Source organism: Micromonospora sp. WMMD956, assembly GCF_029626125.1.
In the GTDB taxonomy this organism is placed as follows: Bacteria; Actinomycetota; Actinomycetes; order Mycobacteriales; family Micromonosporaceae; genus Micromonospora; species Micromonospora carbonacea.
Map to the genome: position 1 here is coordinate 3,371,184 of NZ_JARUBI010000005.1, position 24,137 is coordinate 3,395,320.

A 24,137-nucleotide genomic window follows, 5' to 3' on the forward strand; every position below is an offset into this window, starting at 1 on the left:
GACCGGGAGCGGGCCACGTCACCGGTCGGGGGCCGTCTCCGCGGCCGGGCGACGGGGGCACCCCCGCAGGGCGTACGCGACGAGCCCGACCACCGCGAGGAGCGTCGCGCAGGCCGTCGCGGCGGTGGTGCCGGCCGGCTGGACCAGCCAGGCGGCGATCTGCAACCGCACCTGGTCGCTCGGCCCCAGCCACGGCAGGAGTGCGACGAGGGTCCAGATCAGCGGGGCGATCCAGGACAGCGCGGCGCCCAGCAGCGCGGCGCCGAGCGCGGTGAGCCCGAGCAGCCCGGCGGTGTTGCGCGCCACCACGCCCAGCGGCTCGAACCGCACGTCGGTGAGCGTGCTGACCAGGAGCAGCGCGACGACCGCGGCGGCGGCCGCCAGCACGTGCCCGGCGCGGCGGGCGGGCCAGTTGACCGACGCGGTGTGGTCGAGCGCGTCGTCGGCGCCGCCGAGCGTGGTGCCGACGGCGACCGCCGCGATCAGCGCGGCGGCGCTGACCACCCGGGCGTTGACGGTCTGCCCGTCGGAGAAGTGCGGCCAGCTCGCCCAGAGCGATCCGATCGCGCACACCGTGCCGGCCAGCGCCAGGGGGACCCGGCGGGCCCGCAGGTACAGCCGGAGCCACCTCACGGCTGCGCCAGGAACAGCAGCGAGTGGAACCGGCCGATCTCGCAGCCGAGCGCGGCGGCCCGGGCCGCCTGCACCCGCTTACGCTGCTCGTCGGAGGGCAGCTTCCGCAGCTCCCGCAGGGCGGTGTCCGCCTTCTCCCGCTCCTCGGGGGCCGACGACCCCCGACCGAGGTCCGGCTGCCCGCCGGTGAGCCAGGCGACGGCGACCGCACGGGCCAGGAAGGTCGGGTGCTCGGTCTCGCACTCCCGCCACCAGGCGGCGTCGAGCAGCGCTGCCGACAGTTCCTCGGGCGAGACGTCGGAGAAGCCGGTCCAGCCGATCGACAGGGCGTCGAAGACCAGGGTTCCGTCGTCGCGGACGTGGCTCGCGTCCGCCCGGACCGTGTTGTCGAGCAGCTGCCGGCCCTCCTCCACGCGGGTGGGTGCGGTGCCGGGCAGCTTCGCGTCGATGAGGGCCAGCGCCTCCCGGGCCGGGCCGACGACCTCGGGCAGCAGCGCGGCGTGCGCCCGGGTCACACAGACCTGCGGGCCGTCGTCGTCGCAGACCAGCTCGACGGCGACCGGATCGAGCACGGCCGACCCGGAGTATCCGCCGGTGGGCAGCAACGGCACCGCGACGGCGGCACCGACCACGGCCGGCAGCACGGCCAGCGCGACGGCGCGGCGGCCGACCGCGCCGAGCAGCAGCAGCCCGGTCGCGGCGAGGGCCGCCAGCCACAGCGCCTGGAGCAGGCTGACCGACGACGGGACCGTCATGAAGTCGTTCAACGAATTGATGCCGGGGGCCAGCAGCAGCGCCGCCGGGTCGGGCCGGACCTTCGTGAAGTTCTCGTCGTAGCCGGACATCGAGACGTAGTCGGGCACGAAGGTCAGCACGGCGAACGCGACCACCGCGAGGACGGGGGCGGTGGCCACCCGGGGCACCGCCCGGCCGGCGGCCATGCCCAGCCAGCCGGCGGCGACCAGCGCGAGCGCGCCGACCGCGGTGATCGGGATCGTCGAGACGGGGAAGTATCCGGCGCTCGGCGCCACCCAGGGGATCCCGAGGAGGAACGTCAGCAGGTAGACGGCGACCAGCGCGAGCGCGTATCCGGCGGCGAGCGGGAGGCTGCGCCGCCACCGGGACCGGACGGTGGTGCCGAACAGCTCGTCGACCCGGTGCCGTCGGTCGCGGCGTCCCAGCCAGGCGCCGCCGGCCAGCGCCAGCGGCATCAGCATCATCAGCGTGGACCGGGCGTACACCGCCAACTGCGTCCACCGCCCCGCGTACCCACCGGTGACGGTCAGCATGAGCGCGGCGCCGACGATCACCAGCAGCAGGGCGATGCCGGGGACCGCCGAGCGGCGTACCTCGATCCGCATGATCCGCCCGGTCATGCCGCCACCTGCTCCCGGTGGGTGCGCAGCAGCGCCGAGTAGCCGCGTTCGGCCGCGCTGTCCCCGGCGTCGCCGGTGCCGCCCTGCTCGGCGAGCTGCGCCGTGGTGCCCTGCCACACCAGCCGGCCCTCGTGGACCAGCACCACGTCGCTACAGGCCACGGCGACGTCCTCGACCAGGTGGGTGGAGACCAGCACGCAGCTGTCCGACCCGATGTCGCGGAGCAACTCGCGGAAGTCGAGCCGCTGCTCGGGGTCGAGGCCGACGGTCGGCTCGTCGAGCAGCAGCAGCTCCGGGTCGTTGACGATCGCCTGGGCGATCCCGGCGCGGCGCACCATGCCGCCGGAGAGCGTCTTCATCCTGGCGTCGGCCCGGTCGGTCAGGCCCACCCGGTCGACGGCCCGCTGGACCGCGCCGGGGATGTCGGCCTTCGGCATCTCCTTGAGCCAGGCCATGTACTCGACGAACTCCCGGACGGTGAAGCGCGGGTAGAAGCCGAAGTGTTGCGGCAGGTAGCCCAGCCTGCGGCGGACCCGCCGCAGGTCGGCGCGGCCGCTGACGTCCTCGCCCAGCAGGTCGAGCCGCCCGCCGGCGGGCTTCACCACGGTGGCGAGCGCCCGCATCAGGGTGGTCTTGCCGGCGCCGTTCGGGCCGAGCAGCCCGTGCACACCGGTGCCCAGCGCCAGGTCGAGTCCGTTGACCGCGAGGCGTCGGCCGGCGCGGACCGCCAGGTTGTCGGCGTGTACGGTCCACGCGTACGTGGTCGGTGCGGTCTCCGCCGCGCTGACGGCACGCATCATCATCTCTCCGTTCGTCGTGTCGTCGGCGGTGTCCGCCGACGGAGAAGGGTGGCGCCGGCCCGGGCGGCCGGGGTCGCCGGTGCCGCCCGGGCCGGTCAGCTCCGGTCTGCGCGCAGCCGGCTGTGGTCGGTGGCCCGCAGGAGCACCGCCGCGCTCAGCGCGACGGTGGCCAGCGCCCAGCCGGGCCAGCTACGGTTCTCGAGGAGGATCGGCAGCTCCTGGCCGACCAGGCTCGGGGTGATCACGCCGGCGGACCAGGCGACCGCCAGGCCGAGCGCTGCCCGGTCCACCCCGACCAGCCCGCCCAGCGCCAGGGCGCCCGCGGTGAAGGCCAGGCACGGCAGCAGCCACACCGCCGGCGCGTGCCCGGTCCACCAGCCCGCCACGGCCAGCACCGGGACGACCGCCGTCAGGATCGCGAGGGCCCGGCGCAGCAGCAGCGACAGCCCGGCGCGGGGCGTGGTGGCGATCAGTTCCCAGGCCGGATCGGTGCGTCGGCTCCACGCGGCGGCCACCATCAGCAGCGGCGCCAGCGGCGCGACCAGCAGCACCGGTGACGGCATCCGTACCGACACCAGCTCCAGCAGGACCGCGACGAGCACCAGCGCGGTGGCCGTGGCCAGCCAGGGCAGGAGCCGCGCGGCGACACCGGTGCGCCGCAGCCGCCGACGACGCACCGGTCCGGGCCCGGCGTCGAGGCCGGCGGCGATCCCGACGGCCACCCGGTCCAGCAGTTGCCGGGCGGCCGGGTCGACCGCGCCGGCCAGCAGCGCCCGGCATCCGGCGCAGGACTCCAGGTGCGCCTCGACGGCCCAGACGGTGACGTCGTCGACGCCGTCGTCGCCGTCGTCGCCGGTGGCGTACCGGGAGAGGAGGGCGGGGGTGGGGTGGTCGGTCATGACAGCGCCTCCCGGAGCGCGATGCGGGCCCGCCGCGCGTACGTCTTCACGGTGCCCTCCGGCATGCCGAGCAGCACCGAGGTCTCCCGCGTGGTCAGCCCGTCGAGCACCATGGCGCGCAGCACCCGGCGCAGGTTGGGCGGCAACGCCAGCAGGGCCTGCTCCAGGTCGGCGTCCATCCCGCCGGCCAGCGCCTCCTCCTCGGCGGCGGGGGCGACGGTGGCGAAGGTCTGCACCGCCGGGACCCGGGCGGCGCGGGCGCGGGCGCGGAACGCGTCGACCAGCCGGTGCGCGGCGATCGTCCAGAGCCAGCCGACGGCGCTGCCGCCGCCCGAGTGCTGGGCCTGGCTGGCGGCCGACCGCCACACCGCGAGGTAGGTGTCCTGGAGCACCTCGGCAACCACGTCGTCGTCTGAGCAGCGTCGCCGCAGCCGGGCGGTCAACCAGGGCGACGTGCGGCGGTACAGCTCGTCGAAGGCCCGCCGGTCGCCCCGGGCGACGCGGCGCAGCAGCGCACCCTCGTCGAGGGTCTCCAAGCTCTGTCTCACAACAGGCAAGACGATTCCCGGTGCCGCCCCGGTTTCCCAAACGCAGTGAGGCACGTCACAGCCACCGAGTACCGCCGCCGGTCCGCCGCCGGTCCGCCCCGCCGGTCCATCGCCGGGTTGCGGTGGGGTGGCCCGGGTCGGCGGGGTCGGGGAGCGGATGCCCCGGCGGCGGTGCTGTTATCGATAACATAGACGCCGATAGTTATCCGGCCCGGGGTGCCCGGTCCGGCGTCCGCGGCGGTCGGCTCCGCCGCCGAAGAGGAGACAACGATGAGACGTGCCACTTCCCGCCGCCGGTGGGTGACCGCCCTGGCGGCCGGGTCCCTGCTGGTCGGCGCCGCCGTGGGCATGTACGCCCCGGCGGGCCAGGCGTTGGAGAACGGGGTGGCCCGCACCCCGCCGATGGGCTGGAACAGCTGGAACACGTTCGGTTGCAACATCAACGAGGCGTTGATCCGGCAGATGGCGGACGCGATCGTCAGCACCGGCATGCGGGACCTGGGCTACCAGTACGTGGTGGTGGACGACTGCTGGTTCAACCCCAACCGGGACTCCGCCGGCAACCTCCAGGGCGATCCGGGGCGCTTCCCCAGCGGGATGAAGGCGCTGGGGGACTACATCCACGGCAAGGGCCTCAAGTTCGGCATCTACCAGGTGCCGGTGGACAAGACCTGCGCGCAGTACTTCGGCGGCTACCCGGGGGCGACCGGCAGCCGCGGGCACGAGGTCCAGGACGCGCGGCAGTTCGCCGCCTGGGGGGTCGACTTCCTGAAGTACGACTGGTGCTCCCCGGAGGGCTCGATCAACGACCAGGTGGCGACGTTCGCGAAGATGCGCGACGCGCTGGCGGCGACCGGCCGGCCGATCGTCTACAGCATCAACCCGAACAGCATCCACGCGAAGACGGGTCCCCAGCGCAACTGGGGCGACGTGGCGAACATGTGGCGGACCACGGAGGACATCACCAACGCGTGGAACACCGGGCAGACCAACGGCTACCCGATGGGTATCCAGAACATCATCAACGTGACCGTGCCGCTGGCGTCGTACGCCCGGCCGGGGGCGTTCAACGACCCGGACATGATGGAGGTCGGTCGGGGCGGGATGACCGACACGGAGATGCGTAGCCACTTCGCGATGTGGGCGATGATGGCGTCCCCGCTGATCGCGGGCAACGACATCCGGTCGATGAACGCGGCGACGCAGACGATCCTCAAGAACCAGAACCTGATCGCGATCAACCAGGACCCCCTCGGCCTCCAGGGGGTGCAGGTGTCCAACGACGGCACCCGTCGGGTGCTGGCGAAGAAGCTGGCCGATGGCGACGTGGCGGTGGCGCTGTTCAACCAGGGCAGCGCGACCACGACGATCTCGACCACGGCCCCCGCGATCGGCATGAGCGGCAGCACCCTCACCCTGCGCGACGCGTGGACCAACGGCACCAGCACCACCACCAACGGGACGATCTCGGCCAGCGTCCCGAGCCACGGCACGGTCGTCTACCGGGTCAGCGGCCCGGGCAGCACCCCGCCCCCCACCACGACCCCGCCGCCCACCCCGCCCTCGCCCACCCCGCCGCCCACGACGGGCCCGCCGGCGGCCGGGTGCCGGGTCGGCGCGACCGTCAACGCGTGGAGCACGGGCCTGACCGAGGACATCACGATCACCAACACGGGCAGCTCGGCGATCAACGGGTGGTCCCTGACGTTCACCCTGCCGGCCGGGCAGAGCATCACCGGCGGCTGGAACGCCACCTACGCCCCGACCAGCGGGCAGGTCAGCGCCACCAACGTCAGCTACAACGCGACGATCCCGCCCGGCGGCTCCGTCTCCATCGGCTTCCAGGCCAACCACACCGGCGACTCGGCCGCGCCGGCGGCCTTCACCCTCAACGGCAGCCCCTGCTCCCGCCCCTGAGGGAGCGTGACGGCCCGAGCCTGACGCCGGGCCCTGCCCGGTGCGCGCGTGCGTCGCACCGGGCGGGGCCGGTCACGCCCGGCGGCGGGCGACCAGCACGGCGTCGTGGATGGTGACCTCGCGGCCCTCCGGGTCGACCGTGTTCCGGGCCCGGGTCTCGGTGGTCAGCACCTGCCAGGCGGCGGGGTCGAGGGCCGAGGCGACCTCCTCGGCGGTGTACATCGCGTCCGGCAGGTGCATCCGGTGGGCGGTGGTGCGCAGGTCGCGCGGGTGGTGCCCGACGATCAGCAGCGTCCCGCCCGGCGCGACCGCCGCGGCGAGCCGCGCGAACAGCTCCCGCCGCGCCACGCCCGGCAGGTGCATGAACTGCGCCGACACCAGGTCGTACGCGCCCTCGGCCGGCGGCCGGACGCGTAGGTCGGCGTGCAGCCACTCGATGCGGTCGGCGACCTCGGGGCCCGCCGCCGCGGCGTGGGCGGCGGCCCGCTCCAGGGCGGTGGCGGAGATGTCGACCGCCGTTACCCGCCAGCCCCGCCCGGCGAGCCAGCCGGCGTCGGCGCCCTCGCCACAGCCGACGTCGAGCGCCCGGCCCGCCGGCAGCCCGGTCACCTCCGCGACGAGCTGGGGGTTCGGTCGCCCGCTCCACACCGTCGGCCGGGCGCGGTAGCGCTCCTCCCAGGCGGCCTCCTCGAACATCGTCCGCAGCCGCTCCCGGTAGGCGTCGACGGCGGCCCGGCCCTCCTCGGCGACGAGGTCGGCGTTGACCGCCGCGCCGGCGGTCAGGCCCGCCGCGGCGGAGGAGACTACCTGGGCGCGCACGTCGGCCACGTTGCCCGCGACCCACACCCCGGGCACGGCGGTGGCCCCGGTCGGGTCGGCCGGCACCTGGCTGCCGATCACCTGCCCGTCGAACTCGACGTCGACCGGCTTGCACCCCAGCGACTCCAGCACCGCGGCGCGGGCGGTGAACCGGGGCGCGACGACCACCGCGTCGAGCGCGACGACCTCGCCGGAGGCCAGCCGTACCCCGGTCAGCGTGTCGTCGGCGACCTCGACCGCCGCGACCGGGCCCGCCACGACGGTGATCTCCCGGGCGGCGAGCCGCTCGGCGTCCTCGGCGGCGAGCGTCGCGTCGTGCAGCAGGAGCAGCACGTGCGGGCTCCACTGCCGCCACAGCTCCGCCTGGTGCACGGCCGTCGGCCCGGTGGCCAGGACGCCGATGCGCCGGTCCCGGACCTCCCAGCCGTGGCAGTACGGGCAGTGCAGCACGTCGCGCCCCCACCGCTCGGCCAGCCCCGGCACGTCGGGCAGCTCGTCGACGAGCCCGGTCGCCACCAGCAGCCGCCGCGCCCGCACGGCCCGCCCGCCGTCCAGCGTGACCACGAAGCCGGTGCCCTCCCGGGCCGCCGCCTCGACCCGGCCGGCGACGATCTCGCCGCCGTAACGGGTCACCTCGTCGCGCCCGGCCGCCACCAGCTCGGCCGGCGGGGTGCCCTCCCGGCCCAGGTAGTTGTGCACGTGCCCGGCCGGGGCGTTGCGCGGCTGCCCGGCGTCCACCACCAGCACCGACCGCCGCGCCCGGACGAGGGCCAGGGCCCCGCTCAGCCCGGCCGCGCCCCCGCCGACCACCACCACGTCGTACGCCTCGTCCACCGCGCGCCTCCTCCGCTCGTCGTGCGCCCACCGTGCCGCGCACCCGGCCGAATCGACAAGAGAAGTTGCCGAAACGGCAAACTCCGACCGGGCGGGGCGACCCCGCCGAGGGGATTGCGGGGCCGCTTTACCTAGAACTACTATGCATTGCAGTTCTAGGGATAGGGGGTCGGATGCACATCACCAAGGACCTCGTCGCCGCCTCGGCGACGCCGCTCGTGCTGGGGATCCTCGCCGAGGGCGAGAGCTACGGCTACGCGATCCTCAAGCAGGTCAACGACCTGTCGGGCGGGCAGCTCGAATGGACCGAAGGGCTGCTCTACCCGCTGCTGCACCGCCTGGAGCGGCTCGGGCACGTCGAGTCGTACTGGCAGACCCCGCCCGGGGGGCGTCGCCGCAAGTACTACCGCATCACCGACCAGGGCCGGGCCGAGCTGGTCGAGCAGCACCGCCAGTGGGCCGCGGTCGTCGACGCGCTGCGCGGCGTCTGGAACACGACCCGGTCCATCAACCCGATCGCGGCGCCGGCCTGGGAGGCGGGACGATGACCCTCGACAGCGACAGCGACCTGGAGGGCCAGATCGCGCAGTGGCGGGCCTACACGCGCCGCCGCCGGGAGCTGCACCACGCCGACACCGAGGAGCTGGAGGACCACCTGCGCAGCCGGATCACCGAGCTGACCGAGGCGGGCCTGCGCACCGACGAGGCGTTCCTCATCGCCGTCAAGCGCATGGGCAGCCTCGACGAACTGTCGCGGGAGTTCGCCCGCGAGCACTCCGAGCGGCTGTGGAAGCAACTCGTGCTGCCGGGCGAGCCGGACGCGCCCGCCGCCGCCCGCACCCGCCGCGAACTGCCCGTCATGGTGCTCTGCGCGGCCCTCGCGGCGCTCGCGATCAAGGTGCCGAGCTGGTTCGGGCTGGACCTGGCCGACGACGACGCCGCCTTCTACGCCCGCAACCTGAGCCTCTTCGCGCTGCCGGCGCTGGCCGCGTACTTCGCCTGGCAGCGCCGGGTCGGCGTCCGCGTCGTCGGGGCGCTCGCGGCGCTGTTCGCCCTCGGCGCGGTCGCCGCCAACGCGTACCCGCTCGCCGCGGACTCGCAGTCCTTCGGGCTCACGGCGATCCACCTGCCGCTCGCGCTGTGGCTGGTCGTCGGCGTCGCCTACGTGGGCGGTGACTGGCGCTCCGAGCGGCGCCGGATGGACTTCATCCGGTTCACCGGCGAGTGGGTGATCTACTTCAGCCTCCTCGCCCTGGGCGGCGGCGTGCTCACGGCCTTCACCGCCGGCACCTTCCGGGCCATCGGCATCGACGCCGAGGGCTTCATCAGCTCGTGGCTGCTGCCGTGCGGCGCGATGGCGGCGGTCGTCGTGTCGGCGTGGCTGGTGGAGGCGAAGCAGAGCGTCATCGAGAACATGGCCCCGGTGCTGACCCGGGTCTTCACCCCGCTGTTCGCCGCCACCCTGGTGGCGTTCCTGGCCGCCGTCGCCTGGACCACCAGCGGCATCGACGTCGAGCGCGACGTGCTCATCCTGTTCGACCTGCTGCTCGTCGTCGTGCTGGGCCTGCTGCTGTATGCCATCTCCGCCCGCGACGCCGTGGCCCGGCCCGGCCCGTTCGACCGCCTGCAACTGGCGCTCGTCGTCAGCGCCCTGGTCATCGACGTCCTGGTGCTGGTGGCGATCACCGGCCGGATCACCGAGTGGGGCTTCAGCCCCAACAAGACGGCGGCGCTGGGCGAGAACATCGTGCTGCTGACCAACCTGGCCTGGTCGGCGTGGCTGTTCCTCGGCTTCGTCCGGGGCCGCACCCCCTTCGCCCGCCTGGAACGCTGGCAGACCCGCTACCTCGCCGTGTACGCCGGCTGGGCCTGGGTCGTCGTCCTGGCCTTCCCGCTCGTGTTCGACTTCGCCTGACCCCGTGCGCCGCCCCGCCCACTGCGGCGGGGCGGGTCACGGGGTCCAGCGGATGCCGGGGTTCACCTGGCCGGTCCAGTTGAAGATGGCCATGTTGTCCCACTGGTTGCCGGTGCCGTTGATGTTCGCCGGGTCCCACCCGTTGCCGGGGACGGCGTACCAGGTTGGCTCCCAGTAGAAGACGCCGACGGCACCGGCGTCGCGGGCGGTGTTCTGCACCCAGGAGAACTCGGTGGCCTGCCCGCTCCAGCTCGCGGGGTGGCCGGCGCAGGGCTCGCCGCCGTTGACCGAGTTCGGCTCGCCGTCGGCGTTCGCGGCGGTGAACGGGTACGCCGTCTCGGTGAGCACGACGGGCCTGCCGTAGCGGGTCCGCACGTCGGTGATGACGTTGTAGAGGTTGGCCAGGCTGCCGTGCCACATGCAGTAGTAGGACAGGGCGGTCAGGTCCCACTGGACGCCCTTGGCCCGGATGCCGTCGTAGAACCAGCGCGCGTTGGCCATGCTGTCCGCGTTGGCGGTGTGGACGATCACCTGGGTGCCGCCGTTGCACTGCTTTGTCGCCTGGTAGCCGGCCTTGAGCAGCAGGCTGAGGTTGGTGAAGTCGTTGTTGACGACCTTGCCGTCGTTCCACAGCATGCCGACGTTGATCTCGTTGCCGATCTGCACGCTGTCCGGCGTGGTGCCCTGCGCCTTGAGGCTCGCGCAGACGTCGTAGGTGTAGTTGTAGACGTCCGGCTGCAACTGGCCGATGCCGTGGCTGGCCCAGGCGGCGGGCTTGTACTGCTTGCCCGGGTCGGCCCAGGTGTCCGAGTAGTGGAAGTCGACCATCAGCTTGAGGCCCTTGGCCTTGACCGTCCGCGCGTACGCCAGCACCCGGGCCTTGTTGTTCCAGCCGCTGGCGGGGTTGTTCCAGACCCGGAGCCGGACGTAGTTGACGCCGAGGCCCTTGAGGATGTCCAGCGGGTCCCGCGCCGTGCCGGCGGCGTCGTAGTAGCGCGCGCCGAGGTCCAGGCTGCGTTGCACGCTGGAGACGTCCGCGCCCAGCATGGTGAGCGTGTTCGCGGCCGACGCCGGCGCGGGCGGCACGAGCAGGGCGGCCGGCAGGGCGACCAGCGCGAGGAACGCGGCGATCCAGGCGTGCGGGCGGGAGCGGCGCCGGGTCATCCCGACCTCCTCGGTGGCGGGCGCGGGGCCGGGGCGCGGCACCGCCGGACATCAATCGATGTCAATATATACCACAGGTGGCGGGCCCGTCAGGCGTTCCGCTCCGGGTGGTCGCCCGCCGCCGTCGGGGCGGCAGCCTGGTCGACCGGGCCCACCGCGAACGGGTGCCGCAGCCGCCGCATCGCCTCCTCGCTGCCGTCGAAGGTCACGCCCCGGTCGTCGCGGTCGTCGGCGGTCGGCGTGACGAGGAACAGGGCCGAGCGGTCGTCGTCGTGGAGAGTCATGCGGGAGTCCCGTTTCTAAAGAGGAGAACCTGGGCGGCTGCGGATGGTGCTGCCGCTTGCGCCCCAGTCGGCGCTCACATCGGCGCCCGATCACGATGCCCGGCTGCGGAGGGACCTCCTGCCGACACCGTCACCCCGCACCATACCCGGCGACGCCCCCATCCATGGCGGCCGGACGTCGCCGGCCTCAATCCGTCGAGGCTCCCACCGTCGTCGCGGACGCCCGGCCCTCCTGCCGGGCCCGGTCGAGCAGCAGGGCGAGCCGCCGCTGCCGCCGCCGACGGACGACCCGCAGCGCCAGGGCGGCCGCGACGAGAACGGCCAGCAGGGCGAGCTGCGGCCACGGCACCGCCCAGACCGTCACGGTGGCCGTGGCCTGCCGGACGTCGGCGACCGTCGCGTCGCCGAGTGCCGCCGGGGTCACCGCCACGGTCGTGCGCAGCGGGCCCAGCCCCCAGACGCCGCCGACGCTGGCCTCGGCCACGCGGCTGCCGCCGGGCAGCAGCTCCGCCACCTCGACCGTGCCGTCCCGCCCGGCGAGGCCGAACGCCTCCGAGACGGTCACCCGGCCCGTGCCGGCGGCCCACACGTTGCCGCCGTTGGTCACCGCGTACCGCAGGCGCAGCGTGCCCGCCGCGAACGGGTTCCAGGACCGGGAGTACGTGGCGGTGAGGTCGTCGACGGCCAGCGCCGCCGTGGCCGTGCCGCTGGCGCGCAGCATGACCCGGAAGCCGACCCGGCTCTCCACGGCGACCGTGCCGCCGGTGCTGGTGACCGACGCCGCGATGCCCGCCGGGTGGTCGCCCGGCGTGGCGTCGGCGGGCACGGTGATGGTGAAGGGCACCACCTTCGTCTCGTTCGCGCCGACGGTGACCGTGTCGCGCACCGAGATCCAGGTGCCGCCGTCCTTCGACGTCTCGGTCGAGGGCAGCATGTTGAAGCGGCCCTTGTCGGTGAGGTAGCCGTCGGCGGCCTGGAGGCGGAAGACCGCGGCGGCGGCGCTGAAGTTGCGCACGGCCAGGTGTTCCGTCACCACCTGGCCGGGGTCGAGGGTGCGCTCGATCCACCGCCGGCCGTCCGGGCCGTCCGGGTCGGCCGGCTGCACCGCCCAGGTCAGCTTCGGCGCGGCGGGTTCCGCGCCGGCGTCGGCGGGCGCGACCGGCACGGTGACGAGCACCGCCGCCAGCACGGCGAGCAGCCTCGGCAGCGCCTGCGGCACGGAACGGATCATCGGGCGTCCTCCGGCGGGGTGCGGGGGCGGGACCGCTGCCGGCCCCGCCCCCGCGCGCGGTCATTCGAACAGGGACAGGGTCAACGTCGAGGTGTACGCGCCCGCGGCGACGTCCGCCGGGGTGCGCAGGTACAGGTCGGCGTTGACCGAGTACGAGTCACCGGCGACCGCCCCCGAGTCGTACGTCGACATCAGCAGCTCCTGGTCGGCCAGGCCGACATTGTTGCCGGGCTGGGTCGGCTCGTCCAGGACGGTCACGACCTCCTCGCCCTCGGTCACCGAGCCGGTGGCGCCGCCGTCGATCAGCCGCGGCTTCCAGCCGAGGTGACCCGCGCTGATCGGGGCCTGCCCCGAGCTGCCGACGAAGTCGCTCGCGCTGCCGACCACGGCCCAGGCCGCGCCGGCCGGCACCTCGTCGGCGGTGCGGGTGTCGGTGACCGTCACCGTCGGCAGGGTGCCGACGAACTGGCGCACCAGCAGGGTCGAGCCGTCCTCGGACAGCGCCACCGAGTCGCCCGCGACCGACAGGGCGAGCACGCCCGGCTCCCGGATCTCCTCGATGTCGACCGTCACCCGGACGTCGGCGCCGTCCTCCGCCAGGGCCGGTGCCGGCAGTGCCGCCGCTCCGGCCAGGATGGCGGCCGCGGCGCCCGCCGCGTACAGCCGCTTACGCTTCCATGTGTTCATGCGATCTCCGTTGACGTCCGTGGTGGGTGGGGGTTGATGATCATCCGCCACAGCTCTGGGCGGAATGGTTGGCGGTGACTTCGGTGGTGACGGTGGTGCCGTCGACGGTGCCGGTGGCGCGGATGGTGGCGGTGCCGGCGGGGATGGAGGTGGCGCGGGTGGTGAAGGACTGGTAGGCGTTGGCGCCGGGTGCGACGTTGGTGACGGTGCGGGTGCCGTACGCGGTTTCGAGGGTGATGTCGACGGGTGTGGTGTGGCCGTTGGTGGCCTGGACGGCGACGTAGGCGCGGCCGCCGACGCAGCGGGTCTGCGCGCTCGCCGTCACCGGCAGCTCGGGCTGGGCGGTCGCGGCCGCGAACTTCCAGGAGTCGAGCTCGAAGAGGTCCGTGCCGGTGGGGCCCGAGTAGGTGAAGTAGACGTCGTGCACGCCGCTGACGCCCTGGAGCGCGGCGGTCACCTCGGCCCACTCGCCGACGGGGGAGTCGACCTCGACCGTGCCGACCACGGGGCCCGCCACGTCGTCCAGGCGCACCTGGATCCGGCCGCCGGCGGCCAGCGCCCGCACCTTGGCCGTCACGCTCGCCGCGCCGGCCGTGCCGAAGTCGACGGACGACAGCGCCGTCCAGTCGCCGTTGTCGATGTCACGCACCGCCAGGTTCGGCGCGGAGGTGCCGAACTGGGCGGAGCCGCCGTCGACCTTCGCGGTCGCGATGCCCTTGCTCCAGCCGAACGTCTCCGCCTCGAACACCCGGTACGGGTCGAAGTCCCGGACCTGGTCCACGCCCGCGTAGGTGCCCACGACCTGCTGGATCGTGCCGTCCGGGTTGAACGTCAGCTCCTGGATGTGCGGGCTGCGGTAGCCCTGCGTGGTGTTGCCGTTGATGCGCTTGTTGAGCGTCGGGGCGTGGTAGGTGAAGTAGTACTTGCCCCCGAACTCGAACACCGACTGGTGGTTGTTGCCACCGGTGCCGGCGCCGAAGAACTGCGACTGGTTCGGGAACAGCACGCCCGCGTAGGTCTCCTTCGGCCAGGACATCGGGTCGTCCGAGATCAGGTAGCCGATCTGGCCGCCGCCGGGGTAGCCGGGCAGCGGGGTCTGGTTGCCGCCGAAGTCCGCCCCGCCGAAGTGCGACGAGTACGACAGGTAGTACTTGCCCTGGCGCTTGAAGACCTGGGCCGCCTCGAACGAGACCGGGGTGTCGACCACCACGGCCGAGCCCTGGGTCGAGACCATGTCGTCGCCGAGCCTGATCGCCCGGATGTTCTTCGGGTTGTTGAAGCGTTCGGCGGCCGGCATGCTCGTCGACGCGGGGCCGCCACCGAAGTAGAGGTAGGCCTGGCCGTCGTCGTCCACCAGCGGGGCCGGGTCGAACTTCCACGCGACGTCCTCGGCGCCGGGGGTGCTGCCGTTGATCAGCGTGCTCGTCCGCTCGCTGGTCCACGGGCCGAGCGGCGAGTCACCCGTGATGACGTTGCTCGAGCCGCCGCCGTTGGCGTAGTAGAGGAAGAACTTCTCCTTCCCGTTCACCATCTTCTTGGCCATGCCGGGCGCCCACGAGTTGCCGGTGAACGGCGCGACGCCGTTCGGGCCGGCGACCTGGATCTCGCCGTGGTCCGTCCAGTTCACGAGGTCCTCTGAGGAGATCAGCGTGATCTGGTTGATGTTGCCGTAGTTGATGCTCGGCGAGATGCCCGTGACCGGGTCGGGCGCGTAGCCCTGGGTGTCGTTGGTCAGGTACAGGTAGACCCGGCCGTCGTGCACGAAGCCGAAGCCGTCGGCGCCGAACTTGTGCCCGATCAACGGGTTGTGCTCGCCGGGCAGCTTGCCGACGACCTCGATGGTCCTCGACGGCGGCGGGGGCGGCGGCGCGCCGATCACCGACACGTCGTCGAGCTTGAAGTCCATGAGGTGCAGGGCCGGGTCGCTGGACGGGGTGCTCGTCCACGGCGTCTCGAAGAAGATCCGGGCCGTCGACACGTTCTGCGACGCGGGGATGGTGAACGTCCCGTTGAACTGCGCCCACTGCCCCTTCGTCGCGGTCACGCTGACCAGGTTGGTGTAGGTGGACCCGCCGTAGTGCATGGTGGCGAAGAACTGCTTCGTCGCCGGCCCGGCGGCGTTCTCGTACTTGATCCGGGCCGTCAGGGCGTAGGTCTGCCCCGCCTGCACCTTGCCGCTGAGGTCCTGCATCGGCCCGGAGCCGGTCGTCGCCCGGCCGGTGACGAGCGCCGCGCCCGACCCGGCGTAGGCGTCCGACGTCGCCGACAGCGTCGCGCCGTCGGTCGAGTTGCCGTTGTTCACGAACCAGTTGGCGACGCCGGCCTCGAACCCGCCGTTGACGATGAGGTTCTCCTCGGCGGCCTGGGCCGGCGCCGACGCGGCGGCCAGTCCCGCGGCCAGCATGACGCCGACCGCCGCGATCGCGGTCACCCGTCGCCGGGCGGCCCCTCGCACGCGTTGTCTCACTCGGTGTGCTCCTTCGTTCGGACGTGCACGTGGTGGTGGTACGCCGGTCCCGTCTCGGACCGGTCGGCTATGCGCCGCAGCTCTGGGCGGGGTGGTTGGCGGTGACTTCGGTGGTGACGGTGGTGCCGTCGACGGTGCCGGTGGCGCGGATGGTGGCGGTGCCGGCGGGGATGGAGGTGGCGCGGGTGGTGAAGGACTGGTAGGCGTTGGTGCCGGGTGCGACGTTGGTGACGGTGCGGGTGCCGTACGCGGTTTCGAGGGTGATGTCGACGGGTGTGGTGTGGCCGTTGGTGGCCTGGACGGCGACGTAGGCGCGGCCGCCGACGCAGCGGGTCTGCGCGCTCGCCGTCACCGGCAGCTCGGGCGCGGCCCGGAGCACGCCGAGCCGCGCCAGCTGGAAGCTGAGCGACCGCTCCGGCGCGTCGATCTGGTTCTGGGTGCCGAACCGGCCGGCCCGGGCGGCCTTGGCGGTGGCGAGGGCGGCGCGCATCGCCGCCCAGGCGTCCGCCGGGTAGTGACGGCTGTCGAGCGTCTCGGCGTGCGCGATGGCCGCGTCGAGCGCGTCGGTGTCCAGCGGCAGGCCCTGCGCGGTCAGCGCGTCGCTGAGCAGGTAGTGGTCGAAGTCGACCCGCCCGCCCGTGGTCTGCGTCGCGTAGTTGAACAGCCCGACCCGGTGGCCCATGAAGTGCGCGAGGCTGCCGTCGAGCGTCTGCGGGCCGACCCGGCTGCCGAGCTGCGTCCAGGTGAGCCCGTCGAGGCTGTAGTAGAAGGTGGTCCAGAGCTGCCCGACCGGCGCGGCGAAGTCCAGGTCGGCCTTCACGTGTACCACGGTCGCGTCGCCCAGCGGCACCGTCGTGCCCGGCAGGAAGCTCTCCAGCGCGGCCTGGTCGAGGTCGACCGCGAACGGCTGCCCCCGGTTGACCACGCCGAGGGTGTTCCGGCCGTCGACGCGCTTGACCGCCACGTACGAGAAGCCCCGGTTGTAGGCGGCCAGACCGGCGACGTCGCCGTCGCGCATGCCGGAGATGTCCATCCGGGTCTCGGCCGACTGGCGCGGGCCGAAGGTGCGCTGCGACAGGGTGTTGCGGGCCTCCTCGAACCAGGCGAGCTCGGCCCGGTTCGACAGCTTCGTGTAGACGTACTCGCCGGTGACGACCTTGCCGGTGGTCAGCCGCAGCCAGCCCTCCCGGTCGGTGAGCGACCAGTACCGGTTGTCGGGGGCGTGGTTCCACTCCCAGGCCAGGTCCAGCCGCGAGCCGTTCGGGGCGATCTCCGTTTCGGTCGGGTACTCGGTGGTCACCGGCTGCCCGACTACCGAGACGTCGTCGATCAGGTATTCCACGCTGGACGACGCCGGCTGCGGGTTGCCCCACGGCGTCTCCACCGCGAACTTGACGTTGGCGAGGTTCGCCGTCGCCGGGAACGTGTACCGGCCGGTGACCGTCGTCCACTGCCCGGCCGGGACGGTGCCGAAGGCCATCACCTGCACGCCGGAGCCCCAGTCGGCGGCCAGGTTGAACCGGACGCTGGCCGGGCCCGAGGTGTACTTGATCTTCGCCGACACCGTGTAGGTCACACCGTGCTGGAGCTTGCCGGCGAGATTCTGGTGGGGGCCGGAGCCGTTGAGCGTGCGGTTGCCGACCCGCAGCGCCGCCGCGCCCGAGGCGGCGTCGGCCGGGTCGAGGGCGAGGGCGGCCCCGAACTGCGCGGCCCACGGCGAGACGCCGCCGGACTCGAAGCCGGCGTTGCCGAGCAGCTCGACGCCGAGGAGCGACTCGTCGAGGTCGGGCGGCGTCGGGATCGTCCACTCCTCGTCCTGGTACGCCTTGTGCGGCGCGTCGTTGGCGAAGTCGTCCGAGGCGACGATGCTCTTCTGCCGTTCGAGGGTCTCCTCGGCCGGGCTGAGCCGGATCGGCTTGTCGAACAGGCCGTCGACCGGCACGACCCCGTTGTTGCCGAACGTCGGCCACCCGTCGGACCAGGTGGCCGGGATGAGCGCGGGGATGCGGCCGATCGGGAACGTGTCGCGGAAGAACATCCCGTGCCAGTCGGTCCCGCCGCCGGCGCGCGCGACCGGCACGAGGCTGCCCTGGGCGAAGCCGTTGGAGTTGAGCACGCCGCGCGCCTCGTAGGTGTTGCCCCCGCCGGCCGAGGTGTACCGCCCGAGCAGGTCCTTGGAGCGGAACATGACGACCTGACGCCCCTGGCCGGAGGGCCAGGTGATGATGACGGCGTAGTACCAGCCGTCGATGTGGTAGAACTGCGCGCCCTCGAACAGGCCGCCGATGAACGGCTGGCCGGCGTAGTCGGCCGCCGTGAAGATGTTCGGGTAGTCCTGCTCGATCGCGGTCAGGCCGGCATTGAGGCGCACGGCGCTGGTGCCGCCCGAGCCGTAGAAGATGTAGGGCGTGCCGTCGACGTCGAAGAAGAGCGACGGGTCGTGCAGGCCACGGCCGAGGGCGGTGCGCTGCCACGCGCCGTTCTCGATGTCGTCGGTGCGGTAGATGTACGCGCCGTTGAGGTTGTTGGTGTTGAACGCGACGTAGTACATGCCGTCGTGGTAGCGCAGGGACGACGCCCACTGCCCCTGCCCGTAGGAGTTCTGGCCGTTGCGCAGGGAGAACGAGTCGCCGATGCTGGCCCGGTCGAAGACGTAGTTGACCGTCTCCCAGTTGACGAGGTCGTACGACTTCATGATCGGCGCACCGGGGCTCAGGTGCATCGTCGTGCTGATCATGTAGTAGATGTCCCGGCCCTCGTCGTTCTCGGCGGCCGGGACCCGCTCGACGCTGATGTCCGGCACGTCGGAGCGCAGCAGCGGCACGGAATATCTGCCGTCGCCCCGGTCGGTCGATGTGTGGGACGACTCCGGCGACCAGTCGTCCGCCGCCTGCGCCGCCGTGCCGGTGGTCACGAGGCCGGCGCACAGCAGGAGCGCTCCCACCGCCGCCAGCGAGACCCGTCGTAGCCCTCCGGAGGCACCACGACTCACGGTTACCTTCATGCGAACTCCTGCCGCCAACGTAACGGGAAGCTCATAGTGTTATCGCTCACATGCGCTGTCAAGACGTTCCCGAGACTTGCCGGAAATCTTCGTGAAACAGGCGTGATGCAGCGTGGAAGCGCTCCCGAAGGGGCAGATCAGGCGCGCGGCGATCAGGTGCAAGCCGCCCACTTCCCGACGAGTCGCCTTAGTGCGACCTATCCGGCAAGAGCTGTCGATTGTCTAATATCGGGCGTGGATGTTTGCGCTAACACGATCCGGTCCACAGGGCGTCACGAAATGGCGGTGTCGTCCCCTCACAAACACCCGACCGGCGCAATTAAGAATGAGTTATGTCGATGTGCCGTTGCATTTTCCGGGGCGTCGGGCCGCCCGTCGGACGCCACCGGGGAGGGCTGACCCGGCAGCCGGCCGCCGGGCAGACTGCGAGACGGCCCGCACCGCGCGGGCCACCTCGACCCCGGGAGGCAGCAGATGACTCCGGCCCAGGCCCACCCGTCCCCCGGCGCCGCCGGCTGGAGCGACGGCGCGTTCAGCAACCCGGTGCTCGCCGGCCTGCACCCGGACCCGAGCGTGTGCCGGGTCGGCGACGACTACTACCTGGCCTGCTCCAGCTTCGAGTACTTCCCCGGGGTGCCCATCTTCCACAGCCGCGACCTCGTGCACTGGGAACAGATCGGCAACGTGCTGGACCGGCCCAGCCAACTGGTGCTGCCCGCGACGATGCCGTCGTCCGCCGGCATCTACGCGCCGACGCTGCGCCACCACGCCGGCCGCTTCTGGCTCGTCGTCACCAACTGCGCCGAGGGCGGCGGCAACCTGCTCTGCACCGCCACCGACCCCGCCGGCGACTGGTCGGATCCCGTCCGGCTGCCCGGCGTCGCCGGCATCGACCCGGACCTCGCCTGGGACGACGACGGCACCTGCTGGTGCACCTACGCCGGCATCGAGCAGGTGCCCATCGACCCGCACACCGGGCGGACGCTCGGCGCGCCCCGCCGCCTGTGGTCCGGCGCGCCCGGGGCCCAGGCCCCGGAGGCCCCGCACCTGTACCGGATCGGCGGCTACTGGTACCTGCTGATCGCCGAGGGCGGCACCGAACGCGGGCACGCCGTCTCGATCGCCCGCTCGACCGCGCCCGACGGGCCCTACGAGCCCTGCCCCGCCAACCCCGTCCTCACCCACCGGGGCACCAACCGCCCGATCCAGAACACCGGCCACGCCGACCTCGTCGAGGCGGCCGACGGAACGTGGTGGATGGTGCTGCTCGGCGTACGCCCCGGCGGCGGCACCCCCGGCTGGCACGTGCTCGGGCGGGAGACGTTCCTGGCCCCGGTGACCTGGGTCGACGACTGGCCGGTGGTGGGCGCGGTCGAGCCCGTCATGCCGGCCCCGTCGTGGCCCGCGCGCCCGGTGCCGCCCCCGCCCGTGCGGGACGACTTCGACGCCGACGGGCTGCACCCGCGCTGGGTGTCGGTGCGGTCCCGGCCCGCCGGGAGCTGGTCGCTCACGGAACAGCCGGGCTGGCTCACGCTGCGGGCGCGCGGCGCGTCGCTGGACGAGCCCGACGTCACGTTCGTCGGCCGTCGCCAGCAGCACCTGTCGTGCCGGGTGCGGACGCTTGTCGACGCGACCGGGGGGCGCGGTGGCCTCGCCGTACGCCTCGACGAGCGGCACCACTACGAGATCGAGGCGGGCGACGGCGAGGTGCGGCTGCTGGCGCGGATCGGCTCGGTGCTGTCCACGGTGGCCACCCGGCCGGTCGCGCCCGGTCCGGTGCGGCTGCGCGTCGACGTGGTCTCCCCGTCGCCCGGCGACTGGCACCCGGCCAAGGAGCCCGACGTGCTCCGGTTCGGCATCGAGGCGGCCGACGGCGCGTACGACGTGCTGGGCGAGCTCGACGGCCGGTACCTGTCCACGGAGGTCGCGGGCGGCTTCACCGGCCGGGTCGTCGGCATGTACGCCGGGGCCGGCAGCGTCCGCTTCGACTGGTTCGACTACGCCCCCGGCGATGCCGGGGGCGCGGACGGGACGCCGCCGGCCGGGGCCGGACCGGCGCGCTGACAGCGGGCGGGCCCGGAGCCGGGTGGCTCCGGGCCCGCGTCGTGCCGTGCTCAGGGGCTGGTGCAGGAGACGCCGCTGGGCGCGGGTCCGTCACCGGTGGCGGTGAACCCGAACGTGGTCGAGCCGTTCGGGGCCAACGTGCCGTTGTAGGGGGCGTTCTTGACGGTGACGCTGCCGGTGGTGCCGGTGTTGACGCCGTTCCAGACGCTGCTGATGGCCTGGCCGCTGCCCAGCGTCAGGCGCACGGTCCAGCCGTTCAGCGTGGCGGAGGTGCCGTTGGCCACGGTGACCTCGCCCTGGAAGCCACCGGGCCAGCTGTTGACCGCGCGGTAGGTGGCGGTGCAGGCGCCGGGCTCGCCGGTGGGCGGCGGGGTGGTCGGCGGCGGCGTGGTGGGCGGGGGCGTGGTCGGCGGCGCGGTGGTGGGCGGCGGGGTGGTCGGGGGCGTGGTCGACGCGAACTGGCTGAAGAACTTCCAGATCTCGCCCGAGGTCCAGGTCCGGGAGTCGTTGGGGCTGGAGGAGCCGTCCACCGGGCTGGGGGTGTGGTCGCCGTCGAAGGCGGCCCACTGCACGGGGTAGCCGGCGCGGCAGCCGGAGTAGAGGGTCGTGATGTGGGTGAGGCTGCCCCGGCTCGGCTCGCGGGGGCTCTGCGCGGTGCAGCCGTTGTTCCTGACGAACGTGTCGCGCAGCGACCGGCCCGCCGAGATGTTCAGCACGCTGTCGTAGATGCCGTGGATGCCGAAGTACGCCACCGGCTGGGTGCCGGGGTTGCAGCCGCTGAGGTTGGCCCCGGACAGGACGCTGACCGCCCGGATGACGTTCGGCCGGGCGCAGGCCACCGCGTAGCTCATGGCCCCGCCGTAGCTCCAGCCGAGCGCGAAGCGCTGCGTCGTGTCGACGCAGAGGTCGTTCTCGACCACCCGGGAGATGTCGTCGAACAGGGTCAGGTCACGGCCGTTGGTGTTGGCCCAGCCGTTGTCGATGCCCTGCGGCGCGACGAAGATCGTGCTGTTGTTCGACAGCGGCAGCAGCCCGTAGTAGCCGGCCGAGGCGACGTTGTTGGCCGAGCCGTTCAGCCAGTGGAAGCCGAAGATCAGCCGGTAGGGGCGGTTCCTGTCGTACCCGTCGGGGATCCGCAGGATGTAGCTGCGGTTCTGTCCGCTGCTGGAGATCGTGCGCGTGCCGCTGGTCAGCGTGGGGGCCTTCCCACAGCCGGCGGTCGCCGCGAGCGTGCCGTTGGTGGCGGCCTCCGCCGCCTCGCCGAGGCCGCCGGTCAGCACGCCGCCGGCGGTGGCCACGACGAGCGCCGCCGCGGCCGCGACGGAGGAGAGAACGTATCTGTGTCTCCAGTGCCTCACCATGCCTGGCTCCTTTCATCGGTCGTCCTGTGCGGGTGGGGTGGGGTCGGATCGCCGGCCGGGGCCGGGGTGGCGTGGGACGACATGGCCGTGACGCTGCCGCGCGTCGCCCTGCCCTGGGGGGCGACCGTGCCGCCCGTCGCCCTGCCCTGGGGCGACCGTGCCGCGCGTGCCGGAAGTGGTGCAGCCGTGTTAACGCTCACGCATCGATGGTCGTATGTTTTCAGAAAGTTGCGGATTCATCAAGCGATAGTTTCGATCTTGGGTCGGCGGCGCGCACGCGCGGCGCGGCGCGTGCGCGCAGCGTGACTGATCGACTACTTCTCCCGGCGGTGCAACTCCCCGGGCGGTCGGCTCCGTTCTACCTCCGTCACGAGGAGGCAGGCGACTTGAAAGCCGATGACGAACAAGCGTTCCGCGAGTTCGTGACGTCACAGATGGCGTCGCTGCGCAAGCTGGCGTACATGACCTGCGGCGACTGGCACACGGCGGAGGACGCCGTGGCCAATGCGCTGATCAAGCTCTATCCCCGCTGGCGGAGGCTGGAACGGCCCGATCTCTACGTCAAGACCATGGTCTACCGGGCCGCGATCGACGAGACCCGCCGGCCCTGGCGACGCGAGCGGTCGGTCGGCGACGCCATGCCGGACGTCGCGCTGCGGGACCCGGCCGCCGCGACCGACGAGCGGATGCGCCTGCGGGCGGCGCTCGACGCCGTGCCGGCCCGGCAGCGGGCCGCGGTCGTGCTCCGGCACTACCTGGGCCTGAGCCTGGAGGACACGGCCGGCGTCCTCGACTGCACGGTCGGCACGGCCAAGAGCCAGGTCTCCCGTGGCCTGGCGAAGCTGCGCGAGGCCCTCGCCAGCGAGCACATCAGTCTCACCGGGAAGCAGATGGAGGAGTGGACCAGTGCAGTTGCGTGATTTCGTGGACGCCGTGACGGGTGAGGAGCCGCCGATGGTCCGTACCGTCGACGACATCGTCGCGGCCGGGCGGCGGGCGGAGCGGCGGCGCCGGGCCGGTTTCGCCTCGGCGGGCGCGGCCGGTCTCGTCGTGGTCGCGGTCGCCGGCGCGTTCCTGCTGCCTGCCTTCGGCGCCGGGCGGAACACCGCCACCGCGCCGGCCGGCCCGGCGGCGGCCCGGCCGGGCGAGGCGAAGTGGCCCGCCGCCGCGCCGTTCACCTTCACCTTCCGGGGGTACGACGCCGGCATCCTGCACGTGCAGGACCCGATCGTGGCGTCCACCACCTACCAGATCGCCTCCGTCTACTCCGACCTCCACACCTCGAACGACAAGCCCGTCACGGCGGAGGAGGCCGAGGCGCAGGGCGACAGCGTCGAGCAGAAGAAGCGGGCCGCCCGGGGGAAGCCGAGCCTGTGGGCGTACCTGACCGTCTACCGGCCGGGCGCCTTCGACCCCGCCGGGATCAGGAACGGCAGGACGGTCACCGTGGCCGGGCACCGGGCCGTCGAGGCGACGCTGCCGGTCGGCCTCGACCCGCAGGGCCCGGCGGTCGCGGGCAACAAGCTCTTCGCCTGGGAGTACGCCCACGACGCCTGGGCGGCCGTCACGTCGGTCTCCGGCGACGAGGCCACGCCGAGCTTCCAGGACCTCGGGGGCCTGGTCGAGGGCCTCAGGCCCAGCAAGCCGGAGCCGGCCCCGGTGCCGTTCACGGTGGGCTACGTGCCGGCGGGCTACGTGCCGTTGCAGAGCGGCACGCACGCCATGCCCGGCCTCAGCGGCATCGCCGCGGCCCGCGCCGGTGACTACGGCGGCGCGACCTACACCAGGCCGGCCATGCCCACCACGGGCCTCACCGCGCCGTACGACCAGGCCGAGGGCGCCATCAAGGACGGGTTCCACATCTTCGTCACGCCGAGCACCAGCTCGAACCAGTCGCCGGAACCCGGCACGACGAAGTGCCACCGCAGCACCGACGGCCCCGCGCGCGGTGGCTTCTGCAACGTCTGGAGCGCCGACGGCACCGTCGTCGTCCAGGTCAGCAGCCAGGGCCTCGGCAACAGGCTGCCGCTGGCCGAGGTGGAGAAGGTCGCGCGGGGGATCACGGTCGCCGACGTCACGGACGAGTCGACCTGGACCCCGGCGGCGAAGGCTCTGCGCCCGTAGCGGGTCGGCA

General features: G+C 73.1%; 19 protein-coding genes. 6 read left to right on the forward strand and 13 right to left on the reverse strand.

Features of this window, described 5'->3' with window-relative positions:
* Positions 1-18 precede the first annotated feature (18 nt).
* From O7628_RS15550 to O7628_RS15570, 5 genes are all read right to left on the reverse strand, one after another.
* Positions 19-633 (reverse strand): hypothetical protein, encoded by a 615-nt coding sequence (locus O7628_RS15550; protein ID WP_278131387.1) that lies wholly within the window; start codon positions 631-633, stop codon positions 19-21.
* Positions 630-2,009, reverse strand: a complete 1,380-nt coding sequence (locus O7628_RS15555) for a hypothetical protein (protein WP_278131389.1) — start codon at positions 2,007-2,009, stop codon at positions 630-632. The genes O7628_RS15550 and O7628_RS15555 overlap by 4 nt, the downstream gene beginning before the upstream one ends.
* On the reverse strand, positions 2,006-2,809 hold the full coding sequence (locus O7628_RS15560; protein WP_278131391.1) for an ABC transporter ATP-binding protein: 804 nt from the start codon (positions 2,807-2,809) through the stop codon (positions 2,006-2,008). The genes O7628_RS15555 and O7628_RS15560 overlap by 4 nt, the downstream gene beginning before the upstream one ends.
* 95 nt (positions 2,810-2,904) lie before the next feature.
* Positions 2,905-3,708 carry a hypothetical protein gene (locus O7628_RS15565; RefSeq protein ID WP_278131393.1) on the reverse strand — a complete coding sequence of 268 codons (804 nt, stop codon included), beginning with the start codon at positions 3,706-3,708 and terminating at the stop codon, positions 2,905-2,907.
* Positions 3,705-4,256: an RNA polymerase sigma factor gene (locus tag O7628_RS15570; RefSeq protein WP_278131395.1), complete on the reverse strand. Its 552-nt coding sequence runs from the start codon at positions 4,254-4,256 to the stop codon at positions 3,705-3,707. The genes O7628_RS15565 and O7628_RS15570 overlap by 4 nt, the downstream gene beginning before the upstream one ends.
* A gap of 270 nt (positions 4,257-4,526) precedes the next feature.
* Between O7628_RS15570 and O7628_RS15575 the strand changes: the two genes are divergently transcribed.
* Positions 4,527-6,173: a cellulose binding domain-containing protein gene (locus O7628_RS15575; protein ID WP_278131398.1), complete on the forward strand. Its 1,647-nt coding sequence runs from the start codon at positions 4,527-4,529 to the stop codon at positions 6,171-6,173.
* Positions 6,174-6,245: 72 nt separating this feature from the next.
* Here O7628_RS15575 and O7628_RS15580 read toward each other — a convergent pair whose 3' ends face one another.
* Positions 6,246-7,826 (reverse strand): bifunctional NAD(P)/FAD-dependent oxidoreductase/class I SAM-dependent methyltransferase, encoded by a 1,581-nt coding sequence (locus tag O7628_RS15580; RefSeq protein ID WP_278131400.1) that lies wholly within the window; start codon positions 7,824-7,826, stop codon positions 6,246-6,248.
* 173 nt (positions 7,827-7,999) lie between these two features.
* On the opposite strand from O7628_RS15580, the gene O7628_RS15585 reads away from it, so the two are divergent.
* The gene (locus O7628_RS15585) at positions 8,000-8,374 is read left to right on the forward strand and encodes a PadR family transcriptional regulator (RefSeq protein ID WP_278131402.1); all 375 of its coding nucleotides are present in this window, start codon (positions 8,000-8,002) and stop codon (positions 8,372-8,374) included.
* Complete coding sequence (locus tag O7628_RS15590; protein ID WP_278131404.1) at positions 8,371-9,741, forward strand: permease prefix domain 1-containing protein; 1,371 nt, start codon at positions 8,371-8,373, stop codon at positions 9,739-9,741. Before O7628_RS15585 ends, O7628_RS15590 begins: the two co-directional genes overlap by 4 nt.
* A 36-nt stretch (positions 9,742-9,777) precedes the next feature.
* Here the strand turns inward: O7628_RS15590 and O7628_RS15595 are convergent, their stop codons facing one another.
* The 6 genes from O7628_RS15595 to O7628_RS15620 form a co-directional block, all read right to left on the reverse strand.
* The gene (locus tag O7628_RS15595) at positions 9,778-10,905 is read right to left on the reverse strand and encodes a glycosyl hydrolase 53 family protein (protein ID WP_278131405.1); all 1,128 of its coding nucleotides are present in this window, start codon (positions 10,903-10,905) and stop codon (positions 9,778-9,780) included.
* 89 nt (positions 10,906-10,994) lie between these two features.
* On the reverse strand, positions 10,995-11,189 hold the full coding sequence (locus O7628_RS15600; RefSeq protein ID WP_278131408.1) for a hypothetical protein: 195 nt from the start codon (positions 11,187-11,189) through the stop codon (positions 10,995-10,997).
* Between the two features lie 187 nt (positions 11,190-11,376).
* Complete coding sequence (locus tag O7628_RS15605) at positions 11,377-12,420, reverse strand: hypothetical protein (RefSeq protein ID WP_278131409.1); 1,044 nt, start codon at positions 12,418-12,420, stop codon at positions 11,377-11,379.
* A gap of 60 nt (positions 12,421-12,480) precedes the next feature.
* Positions 12,481-13,107: a hypothetical protein gene (locus O7628_RS15610; RefSeq protein WP_074475170.1), complete on the reverse strand. Its 627-nt coding sequence runs from the start codon at positions 13,105-13,107 to the stop codon at positions 12,481-12,483.
* Positions 13,108-13,147: 40 nt separating this feature from the next.
* Positions 13,148-15,574: a family 43 glycosylhydrolase gene (locus tag O7628_RS15615; RefSeq protein WP_278131412.1), complete on the reverse strand. Its 2,427-nt coding sequence runs from the start codon at positions 15,572-15,574 to the stop codon at positions 13,148-13,150.
* 67 nt (positions 15,575-15,641) lie between these two features.
* Positions 15,642-18,578, reverse strand: coding sequence for a family 43 glycosylhydrolase (locus O7628_RS15620; protein ID WP_278131414.1), 2,937 nt, complete (start codon positions 18,576-18,578; stop codon positions 15,642-15,644).
* A gap of 474 nt (positions 18,579-19,052) precedes the next feature.
* On the opposite strand from O7628_RS15620, the gene O7628_RS15625 reads away from it, so the two are divergent.
* A complete protein-coding gene (locus O7628_RS15625; RefSeq protein ID WP_278131416.1) occupies positions 19,053-20,642 on the forward strand; it encodes a glycoside hydrolase family 43 protein in 1,590 nt (529 codons plus the stop codon).
* A gap of 50 nt (positions 20,643-20,692) precedes the next feature.
* On the opposite strand, the gene O7628_RS15630 is transcribed toward O7628_RS15625, so the two are convergent.
* The gene (locus O7628_RS15630; protein WP_278131418.1) at positions 20,693-22,003 is read right to left on the reverse strand and encodes a cellulose binding domain-containing protein; all 1,311 of its coding nucleotides are present in this window, start codon (positions 22,001-22,003) and stop codon (positions 20,693-20,695) included.
* Between the two features lie 386 nt (positions 22,004-22,389).
* On the opposite strand from O7628_RS15630, the gene O7628_RS15635 reads away from it, so the two are divergent.
* Positions 22,390-22,923, forward strand: coding sequence for a SigE family RNA polymerase sigma factor (locus O7628_RS15635; RefSeq protein WP_278131420.1), 534 nt, complete (start codon positions 22,390-22,392; stop codon positions 22,921-22,923).
* Complete coding sequence (locus O7628_RS15640) at positions 22,910-24,127, forward strand: hypothetical protein (protein WP_278131422.1); 1,218 nt, start codon at positions 22,910-22,912, stop codon at positions 24,125-24,127. Before O7628_RS15635 ends, O7628_RS15640 begins: the two co-directional genes overlap by 14 nt.
* Positions 24,128-24,137: the final 10 nt, after the last annotated feature.